General features: G+C 48.5%; 21 protein-coding genes and 1 pseudogene. 19 read left to right on the top strand and 3 right to left on the bottom strand.

Translation table 11 applies throughout. The features are described 5' to 3' along the window. Positions 1-3 precede the first annotated feature (3 nt). Positions 4-666, top strand: coding sequence for a shikimate kinase (locus C7B77_RS03765; protein ID WP_245894040.1), 663 nt, complete (start codon positions 4-6; stop codon positions 664-666). Between the two features lie 229 nt (positions 667-895). Here the strand turns inward: C7B77_RS03765 and C7B77_RS03760 are convergent, their stop codons facing one another. Together C7B77_RS03760 and C7B77_RS31830 are read right to left on the bottom strand one after the other, a co-directional pair. Further along, positions 896-1129: a hypothetical protein gene (locus C7B77_RS03760; RefSeq protein WP_146138171.1), complete on the bottom strand. Its 234-nt coding sequence runs from the start codon at positions 1127-1129 to the stop codon at positions 896-898. Positions 1130-1192: 63 nt separating this feature from the next. Next, positions 1193-1438, bottom strand: coding sequence for a WD40 repeat domain-containing protein (locus tag C7B77_RS31830; RefSeq protein ID WP_425430813.1), 246 nt, complete (start codon positions 1436-1438; stop codon positions 1193-1195). On the opposite strand from C7B77_RS31830, the gene C7B77_RS30965 reads away from it, so the two are divergent. From C7B77_RS30965 to C7B77_RS03710, 11 genes are all read left to right on the top strand, one after another. Further along, positions 1347-1556, top strand: coding sequence for a hypothetical protein (locus C7B77_RS30965; protein WP_245894034.1), 210 nt, complete (start codon positions 1347-1349; stop codon positions 1554-1556). The genes C7B77_RS31830 and C7B77_RS30965 overlap by 92 nt on opposite strands. After that, positions 1508-1645: a hypothetical protein gene (locus C7B77_RS31825; RefSeq protein ID WP_219891972.1), complete on the top strand. Its 138-nt coding sequence runs from the start codon at positions 1508-1510 to the stop codon at positions 1643-1645. The genes C7B77_RS30965 and C7B77_RS31825 overlap by 49 nt, the downstream gene beginning before the upstream one ends. 180 nt (positions 1646-1825) lie before the next feature. Beyond that, positions 1826-6922, top strand: coding sequence for a PAS domain S-box protein (locus tag C7B77_RS03750; protein WP_106300462.1), 5097 nt, complete (start codon positions 1826-1828; stop codon positions 6920-6922). Continuing rightward, entirely contained in the window at positions 6897-7232 is a 336-nt protein-coding gene (locus tag C7B77_RS03745) for a hypothetical protein (RefSeq protein ID WP_106300460.1), read from the top strand. The genes C7B77_RS03750 and C7B77_RS03745 overlap by 26 nt, the downstream gene beginning before the upstream one ends. A gap of 513 nt (positions 7233-7745) precedes the next feature. After that, positions 7746-8273: a redoxin family protein gene (locus tag C7B77_RS03740; RefSeq protein ID WP_106300458.1), complete on the top strand. Its 528-nt coding sequence runs from the start codon at positions 7746-7748 to the stop codon at positions 8271-8273. Between the two features lie 83 nt (positions 8274-8356). Beyond that, positions 8357-10546 carry a catalase/peroxidase HPI gene (gene katG / locus C7B77_RS03735; RefSeq protein ID WP_106300456.1) on the top strand — a complete coding sequence of 730 codons (2190 nt, stop codon included), beginning with the start codon at positions 8357-8359 and terminating at the stop codon, positions 10544-10546. Between the two features lie 237 nt (positions 10547-10783). Then, positions 10784-11083: a hypothetical protein gene (locus tag C7B77_RS03730; RefSeq protein ID WP_106300454.1), complete on the top strand. Its 300-nt coding sequence runs from the start codon at positions 10784-10786 to the stop codon at positions 11081-11083. Between the two features lie 150 nt (positions 11084-11233). After that, positions 11234-13279 (top strand): FAD-dependent oxidoreductase, encoded by a 2046-nt coding sequence (locus C7B77_RS03725; RefSeq protein WP_106300470.1) that lies wholly within the window; start codon positions 11234-11236, stop codon positions 13277-13279. Positions 13280-13281: 2 nt separating this feature from the next. Next, positions 13282-13569, top strand: a complete 288-nt coding sequence (clpS, locus tag C7B77_RS03720; RefSeq protein ID WP_106300452.1) for an ATP-dependent Clp protease adapter ClpS — start codon at positions 13282-13284, stop codon at positions 13567-13569. Between the two features lie 116 nt (positions 13570-13685). After that, the gene (locus C7B77_RS31820) at positions 13686-13793 is read left to right on the top strand and encodes a DUF2887 domain-containing protein (RefSeq protein ID WP_106300450.1); all 108 of its coding nucleotides are present in this window, start codon (positions 13686-13688) and stop codon (positions 13791-13793) included. Next, complete coding sequence (locus tag C7B77_RS03710) at positions 13750-14214, top strand: DUF4351 domain-containing protein (RefSeq protein WP_245894032.1); 465 nt, start codon at positions 13750-13752, stop codon at positions 14212-14214. Before C7B77_RS31820 ends, C7B77_RS03710 begins: the two co-directional genes overlap by 44 nt. Positions 14215-14233: 19 nt before the next feature. Here C7B77_RS03710 and C7B77_RS03705 read toward each other — a convergent pair whose 3' ends face one another. Next, positions 14234-18157 (bottom strand): hypothetical protein, encoded by a 3924-nt coding sequence (locus tag C7B77_RS03705; RefSeq protein WP_106300446.1) that lies wholly within the window; start codon positions 18155-18157, stop codon positions 14234-14236. Between the two features lie 352 nt (positions 18158-18509). On the opposite strand from C7B77_RS03705, the gene C7B77_RS03700 reads away from it, so the two are divergent. From C7B77_RS03700 to C7B77_RS03675, 7 genes and pseudogenes are all read left to right on the top strand, one after another. Next, positions 18510-19133: a hypothetical protein gene (locus tag C7B77_RS03700; RefSeq protein WP_106300444.1), complete on the top strand. Its 624-nt coding sequence runs from the start codon at positions 18510-18512 to the stop codon at positions 19131-19133. A 188-nt stretch (positions 19134-19321) separates the two neighbouring features. Then, the gene (locus C7B77_RS03695; protein ID WP_106300442.1) at positions 19322-20272 is read left to right on the top strand and encodes a L,D-transpeptidase; all 951 of its coding nucleotides are present in this window, start codon (positions 19322-19324) and stop codon (positions 20270-20272) included. 113 nt (positions 20273-20385) lie between these two features. Next, positions 20386-20553, top strand: a complete 168-nt coding sequence (locus C7B77_RS29600) for a hypothetical protein (protein WP_181243696.1) — start codon at positions 20386-20388, stop codon at positions 20551-20553. Positions 20554-20631: 78 nt separating this feature from the next. Beyond that, positions 20632-21813: a vWA domain-containing protein gene (locus C7B77_RS03690; RefSeq protein WP_106300440.1), complete on the top strand. Its 1182-nt coding sequence runs from the start codon at positions 20632-20634 to the stop codon at positions 21811-21813. Positions 21814-22299: 486 nt separating this feature from the next. Next, positions 22300-23118, top strand: a complete 819-nt coding sequence (locus tag C7B77_RS03685) for a M15 family metallopeptidase (protein WP_181243695.1) — start codon at positions 22300-22302, stop codon at positions 23116-23118. A 277-nt stretch (positions 23119-23395) separates the two neighbouring features. Then, positions 23396-24010: a transcriptional repressor LexA gene (gene lexA, locus C7B77_RS03680; protein ID WP_106300436.1), complete on the top strand. Its 615-nt coding sequence runs from the start codon at positions 23396-23398 to the stop codon at positions 24008-24010. Between the two features lie 178 nt (positions 24011-24188). Continuing rightward, positions 24189-24670, top strand: a pseudogene (locus tag C7B77_RS03675) (glutathione synthase); the annotation flags it as partial.

Genomic DNA, 24670 nt, shown 5'->3' with positions numbered 1-24670 from the left:
CTTGTGTATCGCTCCCTGCTTCCGGCTCCATACTATCTCGATCGCATTGTGTTTGACTTACAAGGACTGAACATATACCTCATCGGCATGATGGGCTGTGGTAAAAGTACCATCGGCCCACTACTGGCCGATCGATTAGGTTACAATTTTCTCGATACCGATACGACGCTCGCCAAATCCTGCGCCACACCTTTGGGGTACGATTTTGACAATACCGAGCTAAGTGAATCAGAATTAATCGCCAAAATCATTAGCGAACTGTTCCAAACTGTCGGCGAACCAGAATTTCGCCAGATCGAAACCCAAGTTCTCGCCGAAGTCTCCGCGTATACGCGGCTAGTAGTTGCCACAGGCGGCGGCATCGCCATCGAGCGCGAAAACTGGAACCACCTCCATCAAGGCTTGGTGATCTGGCTCGATCCCTCCCTAGATCTGCTCGTCGAACGTCTCCAGGGAGACACCTCTCGTCCCATTCTGGCCAACTCCACAGATCTGCGTGCCACATTAGATCTCAAACTCGCAGAACGCCGTCATAGATACGCTGAGGCCGATATTCATCTGCCTTTTAGCGATAATCTTCTGGCTGAAGAAATAGTCGAGCGAATTTTTACAGCTATTCCCACCGTCTTAAAAACACCAACGAGCGAAAGCACAAGCGCGCCGTAAGGCGATCGCAATTTAACCAGTTAAGGTAAGCGCACAGACTCTTGCATTCTCGCTCTCACCGCTGCTGCTATTTTTCCGAAGCTTGTTAATTTAATTCTTCTTGTGGTGCATTTTTATAGAAGATTTTGGCAATAGCTTTTGTGTGTCGTTGGCGAAGCCTCTCTTGTGGATAATTGAGTTCTTTTTGTTCTTCTCGAATTTCAATTTAACCGATTCAGCCATGCTGAGGCTACGCCAACGATCCTAACTGTTTCAATACCGATATTTGCCCCTCACTCAAACCTGTAACTCCGGTAATATTCATCCCTTCATAGAGTCGATTCCGCAAAGCGGACGCTACGCGAACGGGATGTAAAGTTGTCAGGCATTCCCCGGTCTGCACGTTCCAAATTTTAATCGTTTCGTCGGCACTACTACTGACCAATTTGAGATCTTCAGTCGGATCGGGTTGGGATAAAAACACGATCGAAAGGATAATTTGGTTGTGACCCGTCAAAGTCCGAACAACTTCCCCGCTGCCGACATCTTAGATCTGAATCGGGCGATCGATCGCGGTGCCCAGACATTGCCCTGTCTGGCTATCCCACAGTTTGACCGTTCGATCGAGGCTACAGGTGGCAATCAGTCGATCTTCGTGGCTAATAGCGACCGACCAGACCCAATTTTCATGCCCCTGCAATATGAGTCGGCAACGCCCGCTCTCTAGCTCCCAGATCTTGATGGTAAAGTCTTCACTGGCACTAGCCAGCCATGTCCCCGTCGAATTGAAGATGACATGGCGAATGCGGCTTTTGTGTCCCGATAATTTGGTCGCACATGTACCTGTGTGGAGGTTCCACAAGTGGATCGCGCCATCGCTACTCCCCGCCGTCGCCAGCCGTTCGCCTTAGAGATAGATTTTGTGAAGTGCGGAATGTCGGTTCTAAGACAGAAAGTACCCACAATTAGGGATATCGATCGAGATGTGAGTTTATCTTAATACAAGCTGAATTTGATGTTGAATTGGGAATACTAAAGTCAATATGTAATTAGTGTAGGCGTCGGCAACAAGCGGAGCATTTCGTTTTCCTCGTCCCCAGTGTCCCTGTCCCAATCGTAGCTAGATTTACGCCGGAGATTACTAGTCCATATAAATGCTCCTTAGCTCGATCGATTCGTAATGAATAATTTAAGCAGCGTAATTCCAGCTAACCTTCAATCGACGATCGATCGCCACCCCCCAATTGTGGCACCAGATACGACTGCGATCGTGGCGATTGCTACCATGTCCGAACGGGGTTCGAGCTATGTGCTGGTAGTCGATCGACTTGAAGGCGATGCGGTGGTTGGTATTTTTACGACAGCGGATCTGGTACGTGTTTGCCTGGAATCGACACCTTTAGATCGATTGCCAATTCAGGCGGTGATGAGTCATCCAGTCATTAGTCTGTCGGCATCTGCTTTTACCGAGATCGGGGTAGCGATCGCACTGTTTCAAAGTCATGGGATTTCACATTTACCGATTCTAGATGCAGCAAATCGACTAGTGGGGACGATCGATCGAGGCGTTTTAACTGAGATGTTGACGCAACAGGTTTTACAATTGGCAGCAGATCGATCGGTTGCTGCAACCCCCTCCCCAGAAGATGTCAATTGGTCGTTGCCAGAAGTCATCGAAGAATTGATGACAGCAGAAGCAGATCTGCGGGAAAAGAATATCCAATTAGAACAGGAACGAAGTAAATACGAGGATTTATTTAATTTTGCTCCTGATGGCTATTTAGTCACAAATCCTTTAGGTGTCATCCAGTCAGCGAACCAGAAGATCTGCGATCTACTGGAAACCCAAAAATCTCATTTAATTAATAAGCCTTTAATTGTTTTCATCGCCAAACAAGATTACTCATTATTCTATAACCAACTCGATCGCCAAAATTTTCCCGGTGGCGGAGCCTCTCCAGAGGAGAATTGCCTGCAAACTTGGGAAATTACCCTGGTATCTCGCCACAACAAGACATTTCCTGCCGAAGTGACTGTTGTCCCGATTTACGATCGCGCTAATACTGTCACTGGTTTACGCTGGTCGATCCGCAATATCTCCGATCGCAGGCTCGCTCAAACCTTGCTGCAAGCAAGCCAACACCGTTATAGATCGTTGTTGGAAACACTCCCTGTGGGCATTTTTCAGACCGATGCGGCGGGAAATGCCACCTATCTCAACGATCGCGGGTGTGAGATTGCCGGACTTGCTCCAGAAACTGCCTTGGGTAGCGGCTGGATCGCAGCATTGCATCCCGAAGATCGCGATCGAGTTGTTGCTCAGTGGTTTCGATCGGCGCGGGAAAATCTCCCCTTTCAACTGGAATATCGCTTTCAACAACCCGATGGCAAGGTGACATGGGCATACGGACAGGCAGTAGCCGAACTGGATGCCGATGGCCGATTAATCGGTTATGCAGGTACGCTGACCGATATTAGCGAGCGGCAAGCCGCGCTGCGCGAACGCAAGCAAGCCGAAATTCAACTGGAATTACAAAATGCCTTGCTCGCCAACATCGAACGAGAACGAGTTGAGGTGGCGTTACGAGATAGCCAAGCCCGATGGCAATTTGCGATCGACGGGGCAGGTGATGGATTATGGGATTGGAATATTCAGGCAGATAGTGTTTTCTATTCCGAGCAATGGAAAGCGATGCTGGGCTATGCAGACCATGAAGTCCAAAATTTGTTTTCAGAATGGGAGAGTCGTCTCCATCCTGAGGAGAAGGTACAGTGCTTGGCTCAAGTCGATCGGTACTTGAATGGTGAAATACCGATCTATCAGTACGAACATCGGCTCCGCTGTAAAGACGGCAGCTATAAGTGGATTCTGTGTCGGGGCAAAGTTATCGAGCGGACGATGGACGATCGACCCCTGCGGATGATTGGCACTCATAGTGATATTAGCGATCGCAAGCAAGCCGAAATTCAACTGGAATTGCACAATGCGTTGCTAGCCAAAATTGCCAGCCAGCAGCCATTAATCGATATCCTGACGATGACGATCGAGGCGGTAGAACGATACCTGCCAGGGGCGATCTGTTCGATCTTATTGTTAGATCGGGACAATTGCTTTCGGGTTGGGGCTGCCCCCAGCTTACCAACCGCTTACACTCAGCTTATCGAGGGAGTCGCGATCGGAGCAGAAGTGGGTTCTTGTGGTACTGCCGCCTTTTTCGATCGAACGATTGTTGTTGCCGATATCGCCACCGATCCCCTCTGGAAAGATGCCAAGCACTTGGCTCTGCAATACGACTTGCGGGCTTGTTGGTCTAGCCCCATTCATTCTAGTACTCAGCAGGTCTTAGGTACCTTCGCGATGTATTACAAAGAGGTGAGATCGCCCCAACCATCCGAATTAGAACTAATCGCCCAGATCGCCAATATTGTCGGTATTGCCATCGAACGAGAACGTGCCACCCAGGCATTAGCCCAGTTGAATCAAGAATTGGAGCAACGCGTGGTAGAACGCACCGCCGCGCTCCAAAAAAGCGAGTATCGTTACCGCGCCCTCATGGACGGTGCTAGTGATGCCATTTTCCTCACAGATCTTCGGGGTTACGGGATCGAAGTGAATTATCAGGCTGAAGTCCTGTTTGGCTATAGTCGCTCTGAAATAACTAGTTTACATATCAGCCAAATTCATCCACCCGCAGCTTTGGTAGCAGTCCAGAACCAGATCGATCGGATCGTCCAGTACGATCTGATGTCGAGTCTCGAAAGTATTGTCATCCGTCAAGATGGTTGTCAGGTGCCCGTAGAAATTACCGCTAGTCTGATTAATTTGGACGGGGAGCAATTTATTCAGTCGATTTTTAGGGATATTACCGAACGCCACCAGGCAAAACTCTCCCTGGAGCTAGAGGCACTGCGCCGAAACACGATATTTAATGCCTCCTTCGATGGCATCCACATCATCGACAGAGCGGGTAATTCGATCGAATGCAATCACAGGTTTGCCCAAATGCTAGGCTATCCACTTGCCGAAATTGCTAGTCTGACAGTTGCGGACTTGGATGTCCAATGGTCTGCGGAAGAACTGTCCAAAAGTCTCAGCGACAGGTCATTAGATGGTAGAACTTTTGAAACACTACTTCGCCGCAAAGATGGCTCGATCTTTCCGGTAGAGATTTCTCGACAGGCGATGGAATGGCAAGGCAAATCTGTGCTGGTTTGTATTGCGCGAGATATTAGCGAACGGCAAGCCGCGCGCCGCGAACGCGAACTCGCCCAAGCCGCCCTACAAGCTTCTGAGGCCGAACTACGGAGCTTGTTTATGGGGATGGACGATCTTGTTTTGGTAGTCGATCGCACTGGTAAATATCTCAAAATAGCCACCACCAAGTCTGCAAAACTTTATGCCCCTGCTGACACCTTAGTTGGCAAAAATCTTCAAGATTTTTTCTCGTCCGAGCTATCAGCAATATTTCTCGCCACCATCGATCGGACTCTCGCCACTCAACAGACCCAAGAATGTGAATATAGCCTGACGATCGAGGAGAGCGAATCTTGGTTTAATGCTCGGTGTTCTCCTTTAGACGATCGATTCGTCATCTGGGTGGCTCGTGATATCAGTCAAGCCAAGCGCGATGAAATCGTTCGTAAAAAATTAGCAGAAGACCGATATCGGTTGCTGGCAACCCTGGAAGCCTCGTCTGATTATATTTGGGTCAAGGATGGCCAATGCAATGTGATGCTGAGAAATGCTGCGCTCAAACGATTACTAGGACAAGACGATGCCGCCAAGACATTACAGCATGAAACATCGCCATCGATCGGATCCCACCATCCCGAATGGGCAATAAAATTACTACAAGAGCAGGGCTACCCAACCGCAATTGCCACTGGCAGTTGGATTGGCGAAACAGCCTTGCTAGATGCCTCGGGACAAGAAATTCCGGTTTCACATCTACTCCTAGTGAATAAGTCTCCCGCAGGAGAAGTGAAATTTTTCTCGTCTATCATGCGCGATATCCGCCAACAAAAAGAGTACGAACGACGCCTAGAACGTTCTAATGCCGAACTCCTGCGCGCCACTCGCCTCAAAGATGAATTCCTCGCCAATATGAGTCACGAACTGCGGACTCCCCTCAACGCGATTTTGGGTCTATCGGAGGGTTTGCTGGACGAATTGTTGGGGCCGATTAACGATCGCCAGAAAAAAGCGATGGCGACAATCGAACGCAGTGGCCAGCACCTACTCTCCCTAATTAATGACATTCTCGATGTCTCGAAAATTGAGGCAGGAAAATTGGAACTAGAACCGATCGCGGTTTCGGCAATTAGCTTGGCAAACTCTAGCCTGACGTTTGTCAAAGAACAAGCACATCAGAAGAAAATTCAAATCGCCACAAACTTTGCTCCCAATTTGGGAAACATTAACGTTGACGAACGCCGAATGCGTCAAGTCCTGATTAACTTGCTCGATAATGCCGTAAAATTTACCCCTGCTGGCGGTAGAGTTACACTAGCAGACGATCTGGAACAGCTAGATACTGGCGCATGGGTGCTGTTTTCAGTTACGGATACAGGTATTGGCATTACCCCCGAAAATCGATCGAAACTCTTTCAACCCTTCATGCAAATCGATAGCAAACTCAACCGCCAGTATGAAGGTACGGGATTAGGACTGATGCTGGTGAAACAAATCGTCGAACTGCACGGTGGTTCGATCGATCTCGCTAGTGAATTTGGCCGAGGTAGTTGTTTTGCGGTGCGCATACCTTACTCTGCCGCTGCGGATCTCCAGACAAGCCCCATCTCCATCGCGAATCCTAGTCGAGTTATGACTGATGACGATCGAGTTACGACCGATCGATCCGTTGTCGAGCATCCACTCATTCTACTGGCAGAAGACAATCAAGCTAATATTGACAGCATCTCTAATTTCTTGATGGCATCTAATTATCGACTGCTCGTGGCAAAAAATGGTCGAGAGGCGATCGATCTGGCCGCAACTCTCTTTCCCGACCTCATTTTGATGGATATTCAAATGCCAGGAATGGATGGTCTCGAAGCGATCCAACACATTCGCCAAAATCCACAACTAGCCAATATCCCAATTATTGCCCTCACAGCCTTGGCCATGAGCGGCGATCGCGAAAAATGTTTAGTAGCTGGAGCTAGTGAATATCTCGCTAAACCTGTGAAACTCAAGCACTTGAAAGAGACCATTCAACGCTTGATTTCGGCAAACTATCGAAAATCTCAAAATGTGCGGCCAAGTAACCACCGATAAAGAATGTACCAGCGATACTAGTACGTTTGGCAAAGATACACCCAAATTATTTGCCACTGCCGATCTCAACAATGCCCCGGAAGGGACAAAGGTAAAAATTGATTGGAAATACTTGGGTGGAGAAGCAGGTACAGCAGCCGAAATCGATAGTATTGACTTAGAAACCAAGTCTAATATGACCACAATTACATCGCATTTATCTGCACCTAGTAAAGGATTACCTGCTGGTAAATATGAAGTCGTGATGTCTTTAGATACAGATAACTCTAAACCAATTAGCAAACAGTTTTCGATCGCTAGTGCTAAGTAAAAAGATCGGGACGATCGCTCTGAACCAAAACAGATCGATCGTTCCTTTCAGTTTTTATATATAGTCAATTCCTCAATCGCCTATCTGTCGCCGAACAGATCTCCCAACGCTCCAACCGATCGAAAGATCGCTTTGCTGGCTCGTGCTTGATGTAGACAGTTTTCATTTTGTAGAAATATTAAGTGTTGCAAATAATCACATTTTTTATTCGCAAAATCAAGTGAGATCGCTCATAATTAATGCAGATATTTGAGTCGCCAGATATCAACAAGCAATACTTGGCAAACTCCAGACTTGTCAGGGCGACGCGCATCGGTTTATATTAGGTGCGCAAATTTAATTAAGATCGAAATTTTTCATAGCTCTAACTAACAATAAAATTGATAATTTTCATTAAGTTCTCTAGCAGGTGCGCTCGCAGTTCACCGTTATAGAGTCGTGTCTCTACTCATCAATTTTGTAGTTAGTACAAAGTCTAAACTACTGTTGAATTCGAGTTAAGGAGTTGGGCACATGTTCTTCGATCGTGAGGGTCAGCGCGTTCCTGAATTAACCTTCCAGATGTTTGTCCGGATGTATGGAGAGGTGGGTTGGTACGATCTTTCGACGGCGGATCTCTTTGAGAGCAAAACTGTGGTAGCGTTTGCAGTGTCGGGAGCTTTTTTCCCGTATACTCACATGCAGTTATTAGGTTACAACGAGTATGCCGAGGTATTTCGATCGAACGGAGTCGATGAGATTCTGTGCCTTTCGGTCAACGATCCGTTTTCGCTGGCGACTTGGGCGCAAGTAGAAGCAGTCGATCGGGTGCGCTTTATCCCCGATGTCAATGGTGACTTTACCCGCGAGATGGGAATGATGGTCAGCCTCTGGGATCGAGGGATGGGGCAACGCTCGTGGCGTTATTCCATGCTAGTTAAGGACGAGGTTATTGAAAAAATGTTTGTAGAACCAGATGGCTTTGAGGTGATGCCTGTGGTTGCTAATGCCGAGACAATGCTCGACTACATTATTTCATCCAACCAGATGGCTTTGAGGTAATACCTGTCATTGCTAATGCCCAAGCAAAAGTTAGCGCAGCAAAGACAGGCAAAACATAACACAACACAAGATAGGAGAGACTTATGAGCGGCGAAAGTAAATGTCCCTTCATGGGCGGAGTTCAAAAATTTACGGCTGGCCACGGCACATCTAACCGCGACTGGTGGCCGAATCAATTGAACCTCAAGATCCTCCACCAGCACTCGCCCCAGGCCAATCCCCTGGGTAAGGCGTTCGACTACGCCCAGGCGTTTGAGAGCCTCGACTACCCAGCCTTGAAGGCAGATATCTTCGAGCTGATGACACAATCCCAAGACTGGTGGCCAGCCGATTACGGTCACTATGGGCCGCTGTTCATCCGCATGGCTTGGCACAGTGCGGGCACCTACCGGATCGGCGACGGTCGCGGCGGCGGGGGCACGGGCAACCAGCGGTTCGCACCGATCGACAGTTGGCCGGACAACGCTAACCTCGATAAAGCGCGGATGTTACTGTGGCCGATCAAACAGAAATACGGCCAGAAAATCTCTTGGGCAGACCTGATGATTCTCGCTGGCAACTGTGCCTTGGAATCGATGGGATTTAAAACCTGCGGGTTCGCGGGCGGTCGCGCCGACATTTGGGAACCCGAAGAAGATATTTATTGGGGATCTGAGGGCAAATGGCTGGACGACAAGCGGTACACTGGCGATCGCGAACTGGAAAGTCCGCTAGGCGCAGTGCAAATGGGATTGATCTACGTCAATCCCCAAGGCCCCAACGGCAACCCCGATCCGGTTGCCTCGGGGCGGGATATTCGCGAAACCTTCGGACGGATGGCGATGAATGACGAGGAGACGGTCGCCCTCGTTGCTGGCGGACACACCTTCGGCAAATGTCATGGCGCAGGGGCTGAGTCAATGGTAGGCCCAGAACCCGAAGGAGCCAGCATCGAACAGCAAGGACTCGGCTGGAAGAACAGCTTCGGCACTGGCAAAGGTGCGGATACAATTACCAGCGGCATCGAAGGTGCCTGGACGACCAACCCAGTGAAATGGGACAACAACTACTTAGAAAACCTGTATGGCTATGAGTGGGAACTGGTGAAAAGTCCGGCTGGCGCGCATCAGTGGGCACCTAAAGGCGGTGCCGGAGCGGGTACCGTCCCCGATGCTCACGATCCGACCAAACGCCATGCGCCGATGATGACCACAGCAGACATGGCGATGAAAATGGATCCCATCTATGCGCCCATTTCCCGGCGGTTCCTCGAACATCCAGACCAGCTCGCGGAGGTATTCGCACGGGCATGGTTCAAGCTGACCCATCGCGATATGGGGCCGCGTTCGCGCTATCTCGGCCCCGAAGTCCCAGCGGAAACCTTCCTATGGCAAGATCCCGTCCCCGCCGCCACCCATGACTCGATCGATACCCAAGACGTAGCGGCACTTAAGGCTAAAATCCTCGCTGCGGGACTATCTGTTTCCCAACTGGTTTCAACTGCCTGGGCATCGGCGTCCACCTTCCGAGGCTCCGACATGCGGGGCGGTGCAAACGGGGCGCGGATTCGGCTGGCACCTCAGAAAGATTGGGAAGTCAACCAGCCAGCCCAACTAGCCACTGTGCTGCAAACCCTAACGGCGATTCAACAGGAGTTTAACCAGTCTGGAGAGAAACAAGTTTCCCTCGCCGACTTAATCGTGCTGGGCGGCTGCGCGGGGGTCGAACAGGCGACGAAGAATGCCGGACACAATGTGACGGTGCCCTTCCAGCCGGGACGCACGGATGCCTCCCAAGAGCAAACGGACGCACAAGCTTTCGCCCCACTCGAACCGAAAGCGGATGGGTTCCGCAACTACCTCAAAGGCCACCAGACCCAATCGGCAGAAGAATTGCTGGTAGATCGATCGCAGTTGCTGACACTGAGCGCACCAGAAATGACGGTATTGCTCGGCGGTCTGCGAGTCTTGAATGTCAACTTTGGGCAGTCTCAGCACGGTGTCTTCACCAAACGACCGGAGACGTTGACCAATGACTTCTTCGTGAATCTGCTCGATCTGAATACGACCTGGAAGGCGACATCTGACGCTGAAGATCTATTCGAGGGACGCGATCGTAAAACGGGCGAACTTAAATGGACTGGCACCCGTGTCGATCTGATCTTAGGTTCCAACTCCCAGCTCCGCGCCCTCGCAGAAGTCTACGGATGTGGGGACTCGCAGCCGCGATTCGTGCAGGACTTTGTAGCGACGTGGGATAAGGTGATGAACCTCGATCGATTCGACCTTAAGTAGTCTTAGCGTCAGGCGATCCAATCCTCCGCAAATCTCGAACGCGGGCGTAAGCAAAGAAAAAATCAGGGCGGCGGTTCAACTTATCTCGAACCGCCGCCCTACTTCGATCGGATGCCATTCAGATAGGGCACCAAATAACAAATTATGTTAGTAAAGATTTAGAAGTTTTACTAGCTCGATCGGGTCAAATAGCGACAATGGTAAGCGATACCTTCTGACGAGATCGCGCTCGCGCCTATGCTAACTAACGAAGATCCTTCCATCCCCGACAACCTGCATCAACTCGCTATTGAGTTAGGACAGCCTCTAGATCCGGCAACCATCGATCGCATCTATCAACATGCCAAAGATCTCCTCAGTCACATTTCCGCCGCACCCGTGACGCTAGCGCGGGTCGCTGGGGTACTATTGGTTTACCACATCCAAAATCCTGAAGCGGAGGAGTTAAAGTGGTTTAATGCCCAGATCGAGCAATGTGTTGATGACGAAGAGGTAGAAGAGTCGATTGAATCGCTTCATCGTCTTGATGGCTTGTGATGGGCGCACAGTAGTTACCACTCACAATTAGCAAACTAACTAGCAACTTAAGTTAGGGGATCGCCGATCGTGTACCATAGTTGGAGATATGTAACGATCGTCCATTATTATCTGCAAATCCCCGCATTTACCCATTTGACAATCGAACTAATGATAAAAAGACCCTTAGCTGCTGCCTGTTTGGTCTCGATCTTGACGCTCGAATTAGGCTACTCGATCGCTTTTGCTGCGGAAACAACACCTGTCGCTCAGACGATTGGCTGCGATATCGCGATCGCGGGTGGTGGCTTGAGCGGTACGGCGACAGCCTATGAAGGCTTACTTGCTGGCAAACAAGTCTGCATGACAGAGATTACCGACTGGGTGGGGGGACAGATTACATCTCAAGGGGTATCGGCATTAGACGAACGTCCCACTCAGCGATCGAAAAAATATTTCTCACGCGGCTACTTAGAATTTCGCCAAAAAGTAGAGGATTACTATGGCAAACTAAATGTTGGCAGTTGCTGGGTCAGCGAAGTTTGTTTCTTGCCCGACGATGCGCACAAACTTCTGTATGGAATGCTCAAGAGTGCCGAGAAAAAAGGCAAAGGTAAACTCCACTGGTTCCCCAATACAGTAGTTAAGGAATTAATCGTCGGCAACAGAAATAACGGACAACAGATTAATGCAGTAGTGGCAATTCAACATCGCCCCCAACCTGGAACTGCACCGCTCAATACCGCACCGCTGTCCCAGACGATCGAAGATGCTTATACTTATCAGGATTCTCCCAAATTTCAAAAGCGGAAAATTCTCCTCATCCCAACTTATAAAACCCCCCAACAGCAAGCAACTAAACCCGCCGACTGGTACGTAGTCGATGCTACAGAGACAGGCGAACTCATCGGTTTAGCAGATGTACCCTACCGCTTGGGACTCGACCCCAGATCTGCCGACGAACCCTCAGCCGCAACTACGACGGGCGATCCTTACTGTACCCAAGGGTTTACTTACACGTTTGCGATGGAGACGACGGAGAAGCCACAACTCCAGATCCAACCCATCTTTTATCAACAATACGCTCCATATTATAGCTACGAACTCAAACGTCTCGCTGATTTTGGCTTAGTCCACACCTATCGGCGCATCTTTAGTTCGGGCACTGGCAAACCAATGAGGTTTGGCGGGATTAATTATACAGCCCCAGCACCGGGTGATATCTCCATGCAAAACTGGACGTGGGGTAACGATTATCGTCCGGGTAGTGCTAATGATAATTTGATTCTCGATCGATCCCAACTGCAAATTGGCGGACAACTCAAACCAGGCGGTTGGATGGGCGGTTTACGCACCGATACTCTCCGCAAAGGCGAAGAACACGCCCAAGGATTTTATTATTGGCTAGTGGCTGGTACTACCGATTCTCGCGCCAATCCCGATCCCAACGCTCCCGACCATTGGGTGAAGACGCCCAATCCCAATCATCGCTATTTGAGTGGCTTGGACACGCCCATGGGTACGGCGCATGGCTTGTCAAAATATCCCTACATCCGCGAAGGCCGCCGGATTATCGGCAGACCTAGTTATGGACACAAGGATGGATTTGTCATTGCAGAGGTGGATATGAGCCGCAATAACCTGCTCGATCCGAAAAAAATGCCAGAACTATCCCCAGCAGAATATCGTCGCTTGCAGGCAGTTTTGTCTGGTGCAAATGCGCTTAACGTCCTGACTGGAGATAACCCAACACCGCGCAATCGATCGACCATTTATGCCGATACAGTTGGCATCGGTCACTATGCGATCGATTTTCACCCCTGTATGCAAAACTCGCCACCAGAAGCCCCCAATAACACCGAACGTTCTGGCGCGCGCAAAGGCGAAGGCCAAGCTTACCCCTTCCAAATTCCGCTGCGATCGATGATTCCGCAAAAGATTGATAATATGTTAGTAGCGGGTAAAAGTATCGCCACCAGCCATGTAGCGGCGGCGGCCTACCGCATTCACTCATTTGAATGGTCGGCTGGGGCTGCGGCTGGTACCACGATTGCCTACGCGCTCGAAAAAGGCATTACCCCCGCCCAAATGGTCGAAAATCTCCCCGATCGATCGCCATCGCTGCTAGAGCTACGCAAACGCCTAGAAGCTAACAAAAATCCGACATCGTTCCCAAATACTTCGATTTTTAATAATAATTGGCAAGAGTGGAAGTAAATATGGTGTTCGCGCCTGAAAAATCTAGTGAAACAGTAACGGTTTCCAAACCTTATCCGAACTTTAAAGTCATCGTTTTAGATGATGACTTTAATACATTCCAGCACGTTCATACTTGTTTGATGACTTATATCCCTGGCATGAGTGACGATCGTGCCTGGGAACTAACCAACCAAGTCCATTTTGAAGGACAAGCGATCGTCTGGGTCGGCCCCCAAGAACAAGCTGAACTCTATCACCAGCAGTTACGTCGTGCGGGTTTGACAATGGCACCATTAGAAGCAGCTTAAGAATGGGATCGATCTAGTAGTGGGAAGACTTTTGTAACATTTTTACTCTTTTAGTCATCGTGGAGATTACACGATCGGATATTGTGGAGTAAAAATAATCCGATCTCTCAATCCCGATGCGTCGCGACACCATTTTCTATCAGCTATTCCAACAATATCCAGCAATCCTGTTTGACTTAATTGCTAGTCCGCCTACCAATGTTGCTGACAACGCTTACCGATGACAATGCAGTTACTAAAGCCAAATCGCTCATCGCTCGATCGCAACAGCTTCCAAACAGTCGTGCGATAATAGACATGATTTCGACGATTATGGTCTACAGATTTACCAGCCTAACCAGAACTGAGGTAGAAGCAATGATTGGCATTACACTACAAGAAACCAGAGTCTATCAAGATGCTAAAGCTGAAGGCAAAGCTGAAGGCAAAGCTGAAGGCAAAGCTGAAGGAGCGATCGAGGGTCGTCAAGCTGAAGGTCGATCGCTGATTCTGCGACAATTATCGCGGCGATTTGGGACTTTATCGGCAGAAGTTAATGCCGCAGTGGTCGCTTTATCTATTGAGAAATTAGAAGATTTGGGCGAAGCACTATTAGATTTTCAAGAAATTACGCAGTTAATGAGTTGGCTAGAAACTAATCGTTAAATCTATCCAACCTCACTGGCTATTCCCACTCCTGCAATCGATCGAGCCAATGTTGCAGAGCGCGTTCGATTTGTTCTTTACGACGCTCGAAATTAGCAGCGAGGGTAATAATCGTGATGCCAGCTAATAATCCGATCGCCCATTTAGTAACTGGATATTCGGTAATTAACAGCAATAATTGATAACAATTGGTGAGGATAAAAGCGATCGTGCCCACATATAGCCAAGCTCGCACTCTGAGAACTATACCCAAAATGGCGATCGCGAGTCCGATGCAGATCGGCAGCCACGGTTGATGCCATAATATGGCTGTTATCGCGATCGTACCACTGCCCAATATCCGCCCGTAATGCCGATTTTGCTTAGAATTGTGCCAGTAAGGATCCCACTGGACTGCGATTAAAATCGATATCCCGATGAGGGTGGCATACCAAAGTGGACTGGTTAACTGATATAGAGCTAATGCTCGCATTCCCGCCCAGTTGATAAATACCAGACTTAAATAAGCCCAACCAAACTGGCGTTGTCGGCGCGCTACTCCAGCATAAAAGACAGCCAGAATTGCCAAATTGAGTAACGAAATCCGATCCCACTCAAATACTACCCGCGATAGTGGCAGTATCAGAGCAACTTGTCGCCAGGGTCGATCGTCCCAACCCCATTGTCGCCAGGGAGCCAGTAAGATGAGCAAGCCCATCAGGCAAGCGATTAAAATCAGCCCTTCATCGACGATACCTAAATTCTGGAAGATCGATCGAGCATACACTCCGACGCCCAATAGTTCTGCCAAGCCTACGTAAATCCACCAATCGCCGCCATCTCGCTCTCTAGCTTGAATCAAGGCGTAGCCGCCTAATAGCACGCTAATAAATAGGTGCAGTAATGTGAGCTGAGGTATGGGTACGGCGGGCATGGTGGCTGCCGCAATTTTCCAGGTACTCGCTACCGCCCAATGAATGTGAGCGACATTTTTTAAGTGTTTGAGGGGGAAATTCCACCACAAATCGCGACCTTGGCGTTGTTGCCACCAGACGCTAATTCGATAGCCTAGGGCGAGTAGTGCGGTGACAAAACCATAGACGGTAAAAGCATCAGCAAGATTGCCACCAGGGGGAGCTTGGAGCAGATAGTGCGTAATTAGCTCGTAACAGCCCAAAGTAATTAATAAGATGCCCAGATAACCGATCGCTCTGACATTTTGCCGACTGGCGAGGATAAACGCCACCCCAGCCACGATCGTCAGCAATCCAGTATAGGCATTGAAATATGGCAATCGGAGTAGCAATCCCCAGCCAGCCAGCAGACAGGGCAATAATTTTGCACCCGGTACTGCTAATTGTTGCGGTAGCCGCCGCTCGGTCACAGTCAGCCAGCTCCAGACGGGAAATGCGGCTAGAATATTTGCGGTTGCTAGAGATAAAGTATTCCCACCTAGCAACTGCACCACCGCAGCCAGGGCAATTTGTCCCGTCCATGCCAAGCTCCAAAACCATACCCACTGGGGCATTAAAGAATCTTGCCAACGGCTGCGCGATCGAATGGCAATGGCCAAAATTCCAGTCGCGAGTAGCGTAATCAGATGAGTATTTTCAAAGATAGGTGTCGTGGCTCTCACCAGGGTACCTGGGTCGAGATCGATCCCGACATTATAAGCATATTCCAGCGAACCGATCGATAGTCCCACTCCGGTTAACCCAATCGCCCAGCGATCGCTAGCCACCGCATAGATTCGAGTTAACTTAGGGCTGACAAACCACTGCAACGCACAAGTCAGCGAGCCAATTATCAGCCAATAATTGACTAAAATCTGCCCAGCCAATAAACTAATGCCCAATCCCAAGCCCCAGCCGATGTGAATTGCCGCTGGTAGAGTCTGTTTGAGCCGTTTGACAATCGGGAACATCAACCCGACAGAAGCAGCTAATAGGATCGATCGCCATTCCGGTCGATCGATCGTCAAACTTACTCCCATGCCCATTCCCAATGTTGCATACCAAGCGGCAGGAGTTTGGGCTGCTAATTGCCACGGCTGTACGGGCGGTTGGCGAGTAGCGATATATGTCAACGAGATCGGTACTAGCAGCCACCACAGCGGCCAAATTCCCCCAGCAACGGGGAATCTAGCAAAGAGCGCGAAACAACTATAGGCGAAGATTGCCAATCCTAAGCCCATGTGCCAACTACTACGCAACCAACCATCTGTTTCGCGACGCACGGATCGCGCTGAGAGCCACAATTCGATCGCAGTCAAAACACTCGCGGATATTGCAAGTACTGCCAGATCGAGGAGTTGGGCTTTTTGGGCTGGGACGGTGACAAAATTCCGAGCGATCGCAATCCACCAGTCCCAGCGATAGGCTAGGGCGGCAAAAATGGTCGCCAAGCCAGTCAGATGTGTAATGTAAATATAGCTAGATCTAGTCGGTAAATACCGTAGAGTGAGCTGTAGCAAGATAGCCGTAGAAATCGCCAGATCGAGTAGTAAACTCAGCGGGTTAGTGAGATTAAATAGCGGTACTAACGCGCCAGTACCCAAAATTAGCACCTCACCCCTCCGCGATAGTAAATGCCAGCCTTGCTTCCAGAACCAGTCAGTCAGCCATACCCACAGCAATAAGTATGGGAAAATCAGCAACGAACCAGCGACGATATAGTTTTGCCCGAATACTAGCAACAAGAACGGTAATACTTTGGCAAAGATGGCACCAGTAGCCAAGGGCGACCATAGAAAGCTGCTGAGGATATATGTTTGCAGTCCGACAAAAAATAGCGCGTTAACTTCTCGATATTGCTGACGGTCGCGCAGGCGTTGCCACAGCCAGATTAAGGTTAGAACGCTGACTGCGACGGCTTGCCACGAGCTATTTTTGGGCGCGCTGAGTAAGTCGCCCATCCCAAATAACCAGCCCAATCCAAGCAAACTAACGCCGATTTGTTGGTATAGTCGGGCTAAATTACGCAGTGTCGATCGATAGCGTTCCGTCCGCAGCGATGCAGCGTGACTGCTCCGCATCATCCGAGCAAAGCGACGGTGTTTTTGGAGTCCCCATTGGGTAAATAACCAACCCACAATTCCGATCGCCAAACCAAAGGTATAAAGCGGTAAATGCACTACCACCAAACCCCGCAGCAGCAATATCCCCACGCCATAAATAGTTAGCGCGCCACCTTCGATCTGGCGAATTTTTTGCAAGACGATCGCCACCCCAATCGCCCCAATATAAATCGCGATCGCCGACCAGTAGGGGATTTGCCAGCCTAAATGCAAACAGCTAACAATCGTGTATGTAGCTAACAGTAAACCAGACTGCCTAAAATCGGCACGTCCCCGCTGCTGTTGATGTTTGAGATAAGTAACCCCCAATAGCCCGATTCCAGCCACGATCGCCGTTACGAGTCCCAACGGCTGCTGCCATAATCCAAATGAATCGATCGCCCAAAAGTTAACAGGCATCAATAACAGCGTCACTAATTGCAACGTGTTAGCCGTCAAACGCAATCCTTCTTGTTTCCGCGCCCAGCTCCCCACCGCCCAAAACGCGATCGTGTACAGCCACAGCAAGCCATACTGCCCCCACGCCGGAAACCGCGACCACTGAGTTGCCGCCAACACCCCAGAGGAGAGGATCACCAAAAATACACCCAAAAACAGCAGCCAGCGCACGCTCAACTCATCCTTGAGGTTCTGCCATACGGTGCGAACTGAAGACGGAATGGGTGCGACAATCTGTGGCTCCAGCACTTCGGGTGGGGCAATAGGCGCAATCTTACTAGATTGCACCACAGGCAGCTCCTCACTCAAACAAGCCTGGGCAATGTTAAGGATTTGCGATCGATCGAGCATTTGCGATCGCGCCAAGCGATCGAGAATAGCTAACAATTCGGGATTGTCAGGATCGATCTGCAACTCTAACCAGATCGATTTTGCTGGAGGCTGGGGCATAGGGGTGGATGGGTGGATGGGTGGATGAGTGAAGGGGTAATGGGTAATGGGTAATGGGTAATGGATAGATAGTACCGACAACCCAATTCTGTCAATCCTGTCAATCCTCAAATTTGGATCGGAATTCTCTACTATCCTCGCCTAGTGCGACCGATTCGTGTCGTTTGCTTGTGACAGTTTAACAATCGCTCCAAACAGTCTCGATCGAAATTTTTGCCGAATTACTAAAAAAGCGTCCGGATGCTTAAGTGAAATTGATGTAAATAACAGAACAATACATCTGACACTTACCACTAAAAATAGGTGTGAAGTCTCCCTACTAACAGGGGAGATCGAACCCGATCGTTTATTATTGCTATCCTCTCCCGAAAGGGCAGAAGTAGTTATCAATTATCAATTATCAATTATCAATTATCAATCGCTCTTCATGATGTTGAAATATCTGCCCCTTACTGTGCTTGCGGCGATTAGCAATTTAGTCTTAGTCTCTACTAATTCCATTCTGACTGCTAGTGCTACGATCGACCCCACACGCTCGATCTCTGCTGACGAACATCAGAAATTGATTACTAAAGATGAAAAGCCCAGTCAGATTAATGCCCAGCAGCGCAGTGATATTAAAAGTATTCATCGAGTTTTAACCCAATACTATCGCGGTTTTAATGAATATAGTGTCGAGCGGATGGAGCGAGCTACAGTACCAGGATCGGTTACCGAACAGGGCTATTTACGAGGTTTTTTCGCTCGTATGAGAGCTGCTGGAGTCGGCATGAGTATCGAAGTTGAGAATATTGAGTTAGTCTCGATCTCAGAAAATAATGCTTTAGTAAATATCGACCAAGTAATGAAAGTGAGAGGACAAGGAGGATCGGCAACATCTCATCAATTATCTTCTATTGCCTTAACTAAGTATCGCGGTCAATGGAAAATCAGCGATGGTAACACGGTAATTAAATCGCTCAATCGCGATCGTTAATTTAATATTTAGCAATTTTTATAAAATACTCAACCGAGACTCACCAAGCTTTTGTTTGCAAACAAAAGAGGTTTAAGCTTCTCAGTTTTTATGCAAATTGGTGCTAAGAACAATTTAATTTTTATCCTTAAATCCCTAACAACCCAACCATCAAATAACAGCTACCAACTACCAACTACCAACTACCAATGAAACTATCGACTATTAACTGGTTGTCGAGAGCGATCGTGCTGCCATTATTTATCGCAACTGCCAGCATTGCCCCTGCTAGTGCCGAACAAATCGCTCGGTCGCGCCGCATCGAATCTTTACCATCAGTAAAGGATCTCAATCTTACCATTCCAGTCCCCGCAAAATCGATCGATTCCACCGAGCGTCAGGAATCGATGACAGTGACACCATATTGGTCTAATTCTCGTGCGAGTAATGGCTCCACAATAGTTGTCAAAGAACGCGATCGTAAATCTAAACCAATATTGAGAGCAAAACGGAAGTTAGCTACCGATTCGATCGAGCCTATAAAGCTAGAGATCGAACGATCGTCATTGCCAAAATCGGTCTTAAAGCGCAACAAAGCAGTCATAGTAAATACCGAACTTTCTTCAGAAAATACTGCTAGAGACAATCGCCAAACCAAGCCTGATTCTAGGCGAAGATTGGCAGCAGTATCTCGATTATCCGGAAATGGTAATTATCTCAAGCTAGTTAGATATCTCAGTCGCGGAACTAACGAAGTCGGTAATCCGATTTATGTGCTTGAAGCTTACGTAGATGGACGAAAGTATCGAACGTTTAATGTAGTGTCTGGTACTGCCAATACTCAAGCTGCCGATCGACATATCGGTAATAATTCTGCACCTTTACCAGATGGAATTTACGAAGTTAGCAGTCAAGTTATTCCGGGAATGACATCTGAAGTTGGAGCTACTTTTATTGGAATTTTCCCAAGATTTGAAACTAAAAGAACTGGCTTGGGAATTCATCTCGATCCGAGTTTTAATAAGCGTAACGGCTACGATGGTACCTCTGGTTGTATCGGAATTACAACGTTGCTAGATCGCGATGCGATCGATAATTTTGTAACTAAGTACCAGCCACGTAGCTTGTTTGTCAGTATCATCACACCATCAGGTCGGTAGCAATATTTTTCGATCGAAGCAATAATTAGCCATTACTATTATTTATTAGTAGTATGAGATTTTTGTGCTAGCATTGAGGAAAAATAGATATTCATTCTTTTCGATCGCCATCTATGGATCGTTCCAAAATTGTTGCAATTATTACAGGCACCATTTCGATCGTGCTCGCGATCGCCTATTTAATCGTCGTCCAACTTATTGATTTTCGGGGCGAGATGCTCCCGGCTCCGATCGTCGAAACCATCATTCAAGGATTGCTATTGGCAAATTTGGCAATCTAAATTTTAGACAATCTCTATTCTTTTAGTAGCGATTATCTAATTGTTAATTAGATCCATGCGCGTGGGATTAATTAAAGAATGAATCAGTGTTCTTTGACTGTTGACTTTACCAATCTCATTAGTGCCTCATTATTACGGTTGCGCGCAAAATCGCCATTTTTTGGCACTCTTGCCATGTTTGCCAACTTTATCGCCGATCCGAGCATTCCTTGTGCCGCTACCGATGGACGCGATATTCGTCTCAATCTGGGATTTCTTAGCTCGTTGTCCAAACAGCAACAAGATGGCTTAATCTTGCACGAAATTTTGCACGCCGCGCTCTTGCATCCGTTGCGCCTCCAAGAGCGGGAACCACAAGTTTGGAATATTGCGGCGGATATCGTCGTCAATGGGATGATTATGCGCCAGAGCGGGTTTGAACTACCACCAGGTGGATTGCGCGATGAGAATTTAGAGCATTCGAGTGTCGAAGAAGTCTATGAGATCTTGAGAGCGACGGGAACCGATCGCTTTCAATTAGCCTATCCCGATCTTCTCGCCCCCACTGCCGATCGTGTTACATCAGGCACGATCGGCGATTCGTCCGCACGCAGACTCAGTCAACCTCAAACAGGCACCCACAAAGCGGAAATAACCGCCTACTGGAAACAGGCACTCCAACAAGCCACCGCCAGCGATCGGACATCTCATTGGGGTAAATTGGCACTAGGCATCGAGCGAGAATTAGAATCCAACCTCAATCCGCAATTAGATTGGCGATCGTATCTGTGGCGATATTTAGCACGGACGCCGACAGATTTTCAGGGTTTCGATCGACGGTTTGTCGGACGGGGACTCTATCTCGAAGCCTTAGAAAGTGAATCCTTGCAGGTATATATCGCGATCGATACTAGCGGTTCGGTGAGCGAAGTCACCCTAGAACTATTCATCAGCGAAGTCAGCGGAATTATCGGTGCATATCCTCATTTAGCCTGTAATTTATATTATGTCGATCGAGATACTTACGGCCCCTATCCAATAACGTGCGATTCACCCATCCCCAGCCCCCAAGGCGGTGGCGGGACATCATTCGGGGCATTTTTCGATCGAGTAGCTCAAAGCTGGGACGAACATACCCAATCGATCTGCATTTATCTCACCGACGGCTACGGAGAATTTCCTCTGCATCCACCATCGATCCCCACTCTGTGGGTAGTCACCCCTGGGGGACTAGACTTATCCCAATTTCCATTTGGGGAAGCAGTTCGATTGCAGAAATAGAAGTTACCAGGTACTCTTAAAAAGATTCGATCGTAAATAACGTCAGTTCGGCCTAAGCCAATTGCTAAAAACTATTTCCAAAAAGGAATTCAGCTCAGACAACCTCATACCTAAGTATTCTTCCGAGAACGATTCGCTCAACTTAGTACTATCCAAACCCTTATGCAGGGGAGTTTGAGGGGCGGCATCCTGCCCCTCAACGGGGGGTCTGGGGGGAGCGGCTCGCGCTCGTCGGGTTTCCCGACGGTTTAGCGAGACAAGACAGCCTCCCCCAGACCCGGGTTCTACAGAACTAGAAATCTTCGCAGTAAAGATGCACTAACTTACGTTAAATACCAGATTGAGTAACCGCTCGTACTCATCGCCACAAAGCAGCGATCGACGGGAATACTAGAGAAAGAGCCAAATCTAGACTCTGACAATCTTTTTCTCGCCGAGCGTCAACAATATGTCAAAATGCAATATAGTCGCAACAGGGAGCAACAGTTGAGTAACTCAGATCGGTCTAGACCAGCAAATAACTCGGCTAATCTAGGTAAAGCCGAAGACATCCCAGCAGCCCTGCGGGATGGGGATAAAACTCGACCCGATCGCCTCAAAACTATCGCAGTCCCCAGACGTCCCATCAGTGGTATCGCCATCGGATTGACGATCTTAGCCTCTAGTGGCGCAGCATTTTTGGTAGTTACAGCTTTACGTCAGTCGCCGATCGTCCAAACCCCGATCGTCAATACCGCGACTAGTAACGATCCTGTCAGTCAAAACCCCACCCCCGCTCAGTCCGCCGACACCGATAATGTTTTAAATCATTTACCTTATGCCGAAGCCCCCGACGCCGAACTAGTCTCGATCGGCGGTGGTTATCGATTGCGTAAAGCTGCGGCGGCTAAATTTCAAGCGATGGTAGCAGCCGCTAGAGCGAGCGGGGTAAATATCACCACAATTTCCGCATTTCGATCGGTAGAAGATCAAAAACGGTTATTTTTTAGCGTCGGTGCCGAACGCGGACAACGACCCACCAAACGCGCCGAAATTAGCGCGCCGCCCAAGTACAGCGAACATCATACCGGATATGCTGTCGATATCGGAGATGGTACGGTACCAGCAACAAATCTCAATCAAAACTTCGATACGACACCTGCTTATAAATGGATGAAGGCTAACGCCGCCACCTATGGTTTCGAGCTGTCTTTTCCCAAAGATAATATTCAAAAAATTAGCTACGAGCCTTGGCACTGGAGATTTGTCGGCGATATCAACAGCCTAGAAACCTTTTATAAAGCTCGCAACCTCAACAATAAATAGTCGCACCGATCTGTTTGTTGGTGCTTAGTCGTCAGACAAAACAAGACAGCAGCTCAAGCTTGGCATTAATGTATCCACTCAACGATCGATAGCGATCGAATCTTCCAATTATGGAAGGCTAATCGATCGAGATCCGATCGCCATATGCTTATCCGTAATTCAAATTATTTAGATAATTACTAAATAATTGACTAGACTTAAATAGTACGACCGCTCTATAGTAGTTATATATTGAATTTGAGTCGATTCGGCAAAGCCGACGTTACACGATCGCCTTATGGAATTAACTAAAGCCCAACAAGAACTCTACGATTGGTTAGTAGATTATATTCGCGAACACCAACACGCACCTTCGATCCGTCAAATGATGCAGGCGATGAACCTCAAATCGCCCGCCCCAATTCAAAGTCGTTTAGAACATTTACGTAGTAAAGGTTTTATTGAATGGGCAGAAGGTAAGGCCAGAACCATTAAAATTCTCAAATATGCAGCCAGTGGCGTACCCATTTATGGGACGATCGCGGCAGGCGGATTGGTCGAGCCTTTTACCGATGTGGCTGACAAATTAGATTTATCGCCGATTTTTCATCAGTCCGATTATTTCGCGCTGCAAGTGATGGGCGATAGTATGATCGAAGATTCGATCGTCGAGGGCGATATGGCAATCATGCAGCCCGTCAAAGACTCCGCTGATGTGAAAAATGGCACGATCGTCGCCGCACGCGTCGAAGGTCAAGGTACTACTCTCAAACGTTATCACCGTCAAGGCGAGCAGGTGACACTCCAGCCTGCTAATGCTAAGTACAAACCGATCGAAGCTGAGGCTCATTTAGTCCAACTTCAAGGTATTTTAGTTGGCGTTTGGCGCGGTTATCAGTCGATGAAACGCTAGTCTTCGCTCGCTCGACACCAAATAACATTAACAGCAAGGGGTAATTCATTAAATTACCCCTTCTTTTCATTTATCTCGATCGATCTGCTTGCATCGCCATTACACCACCACCTAAAATCTAGGTGTCAACCATTTCCTCGAACTCCGCTCCCAACTCCCAACTCCCAACCCCCAACCGATGAAACTAACATTTATTATCGACCCGATCGCCAAACTAGATCCCACTCACGATACCAGCGTGGCATTGATGGAAGCAGCAGATCGAATGGGACATCAGGTGTGGATTACTCAAGCCGAAAAATTAAGCGTCGTGGAAGGTCGGGCGTGGGGATTTCTTCAGTCAGTCAAACTGACTCCCGTACAGCTCCAAGCTGGCCGCTGGGTGGCGCAGGAAGACTGGTTTAGGTTAGGCGATGTAGTATTCCACCCTTTGGATGAAATGGATGCCGTCTTCAGGCGGACAGCCCCGCCTGTAGATGTACCCTACTTATATACAACTTATATTCTCGACTGTATCGATCCAGCCAAAACTTTGGTCGTCAATAGTCCGGCGGGGTTGAGAGCGGCAAATGAGAAAATGTTCGCCTTGCAATTTGCGCAGTGGATGACCGAAACGATCGTCTCGCGCGATAAAGAGGTGATTCGTCAGTTTGTTGAAAC

It is taken from the genome of Chamaesiphon polymorphus CCALA 037, assembly GCF_003003845.1.
GTDB lineage: Bacteria > Cyanobacteriota > Cyanobacteriia > Cyanobacteriales > Chamaesiphonaceae > Chamaesiphon > Chamaesiphon polymorphus.
Note: the sequence above shows the minus strand (reverse complement) of the source record. Positions and strands in the feature narration are given on the sequence as shown.

Excerpts from the sequence above, each read along its gene's own strand:
- C7B77_RS30965 (WP_245894034.1), top strand. The coding sequence starts at position 1,347 with ATGAGTCGGCAACGCCCGCTCTCTAGCTCCCAGATCTTGATGGTAAAG.
- C7B77_RS03750 (WP_106300462.1), top strand. The coding sequence starts at position 1,826 with ATGAATAATTTAAGCAGCGTAATTCCAGCTAACCTTCAATCGACGATC.
- C7B77_RS03745 (WP_106300460.1), top strand. The coding sequence starts at position 6,897 with ATGTGCGGCCAAGTAACCACCGATAAAGAATGTACCAGCGATACTAGT.
- C7B77_RS03740 (WP_106300458.1), top strand. The coding sequence starts at position 7,746 with ATGTTCTTCGATCGTGAGGGTCAGCGCGTTCCTGAATTAACCTTCCAG.
- katG (WP_106300456.1), top strand. The coding sequence starts at position 8,357 with ATGAGCGGCGAAAGTAAATGTCCCTTCATGGGCGGAGTTCAAAAATTT.
- C7B77_RS03730 (WP_106300454.1), top strand. The coding sequence starts at position 10,784 with ATGCTAACTAACGAAGATCCTTCCATCCCCGACAACCTGCATCAACTC.
- C7B77_RS03725 (WP_106300470.1), top strand. The coding sequence starts at position 11,234 with ATGATAAAAAGACCCTTAGCTGCTGCCTGTTTGGTCTCGATCTTGACG.
- clpS (WP_106300452.1), top strand. The coding sequence starts at position 13,282 with ATGGTGTTCGCGCCTGAAAAATCTAGTGAAACAGTAACGGTTTCCAAA.
- C7B77_RS31820 (WP_106300450.1), top strand. The coding sequence starts at position 13,686 with ATGCGTCGCGACACCATTTTCTATCAGCTATTCCAACAATATCCAGCA.
- C7B77_RS03705 (WP_106300446.1), bottom strand. The coding sequence starts at position 18,157 with ATGCCCCAGCCTCCAGCAAAATCGATCTGGTTAGAGTTGCAGATCGAT.
- C7B77_RS03695 (WP_106300442.1), top strand. The coding sequence starts at position 19,322 with ATGAAACTATCGACTATTAACTGGTTGTCGAGAGCGATCGTGCTGCCA.
- C7B77_RS29600 (WP_181243696.1), top strand. The coding sequence starts at position 20,386 with ATGGATCGTTCCAAAATTGTTGCAATTATTACAGGCACCATTTCGATC.
- C7B77_RS03690 (WP_106300440.1), top strand. The coding sequence starts at position 20,632 with ATGAATCAGTGTTCTTTGACTGTTGACTTTACCAATCTCATTAGTGCC.
- lexA (WP_106300436.1), top strand. The coding sequence starts at position 23,396 with ATGGAATTAACTAAAGCCCAACAAGAACTCTACGATTGGTTAGTAGAT.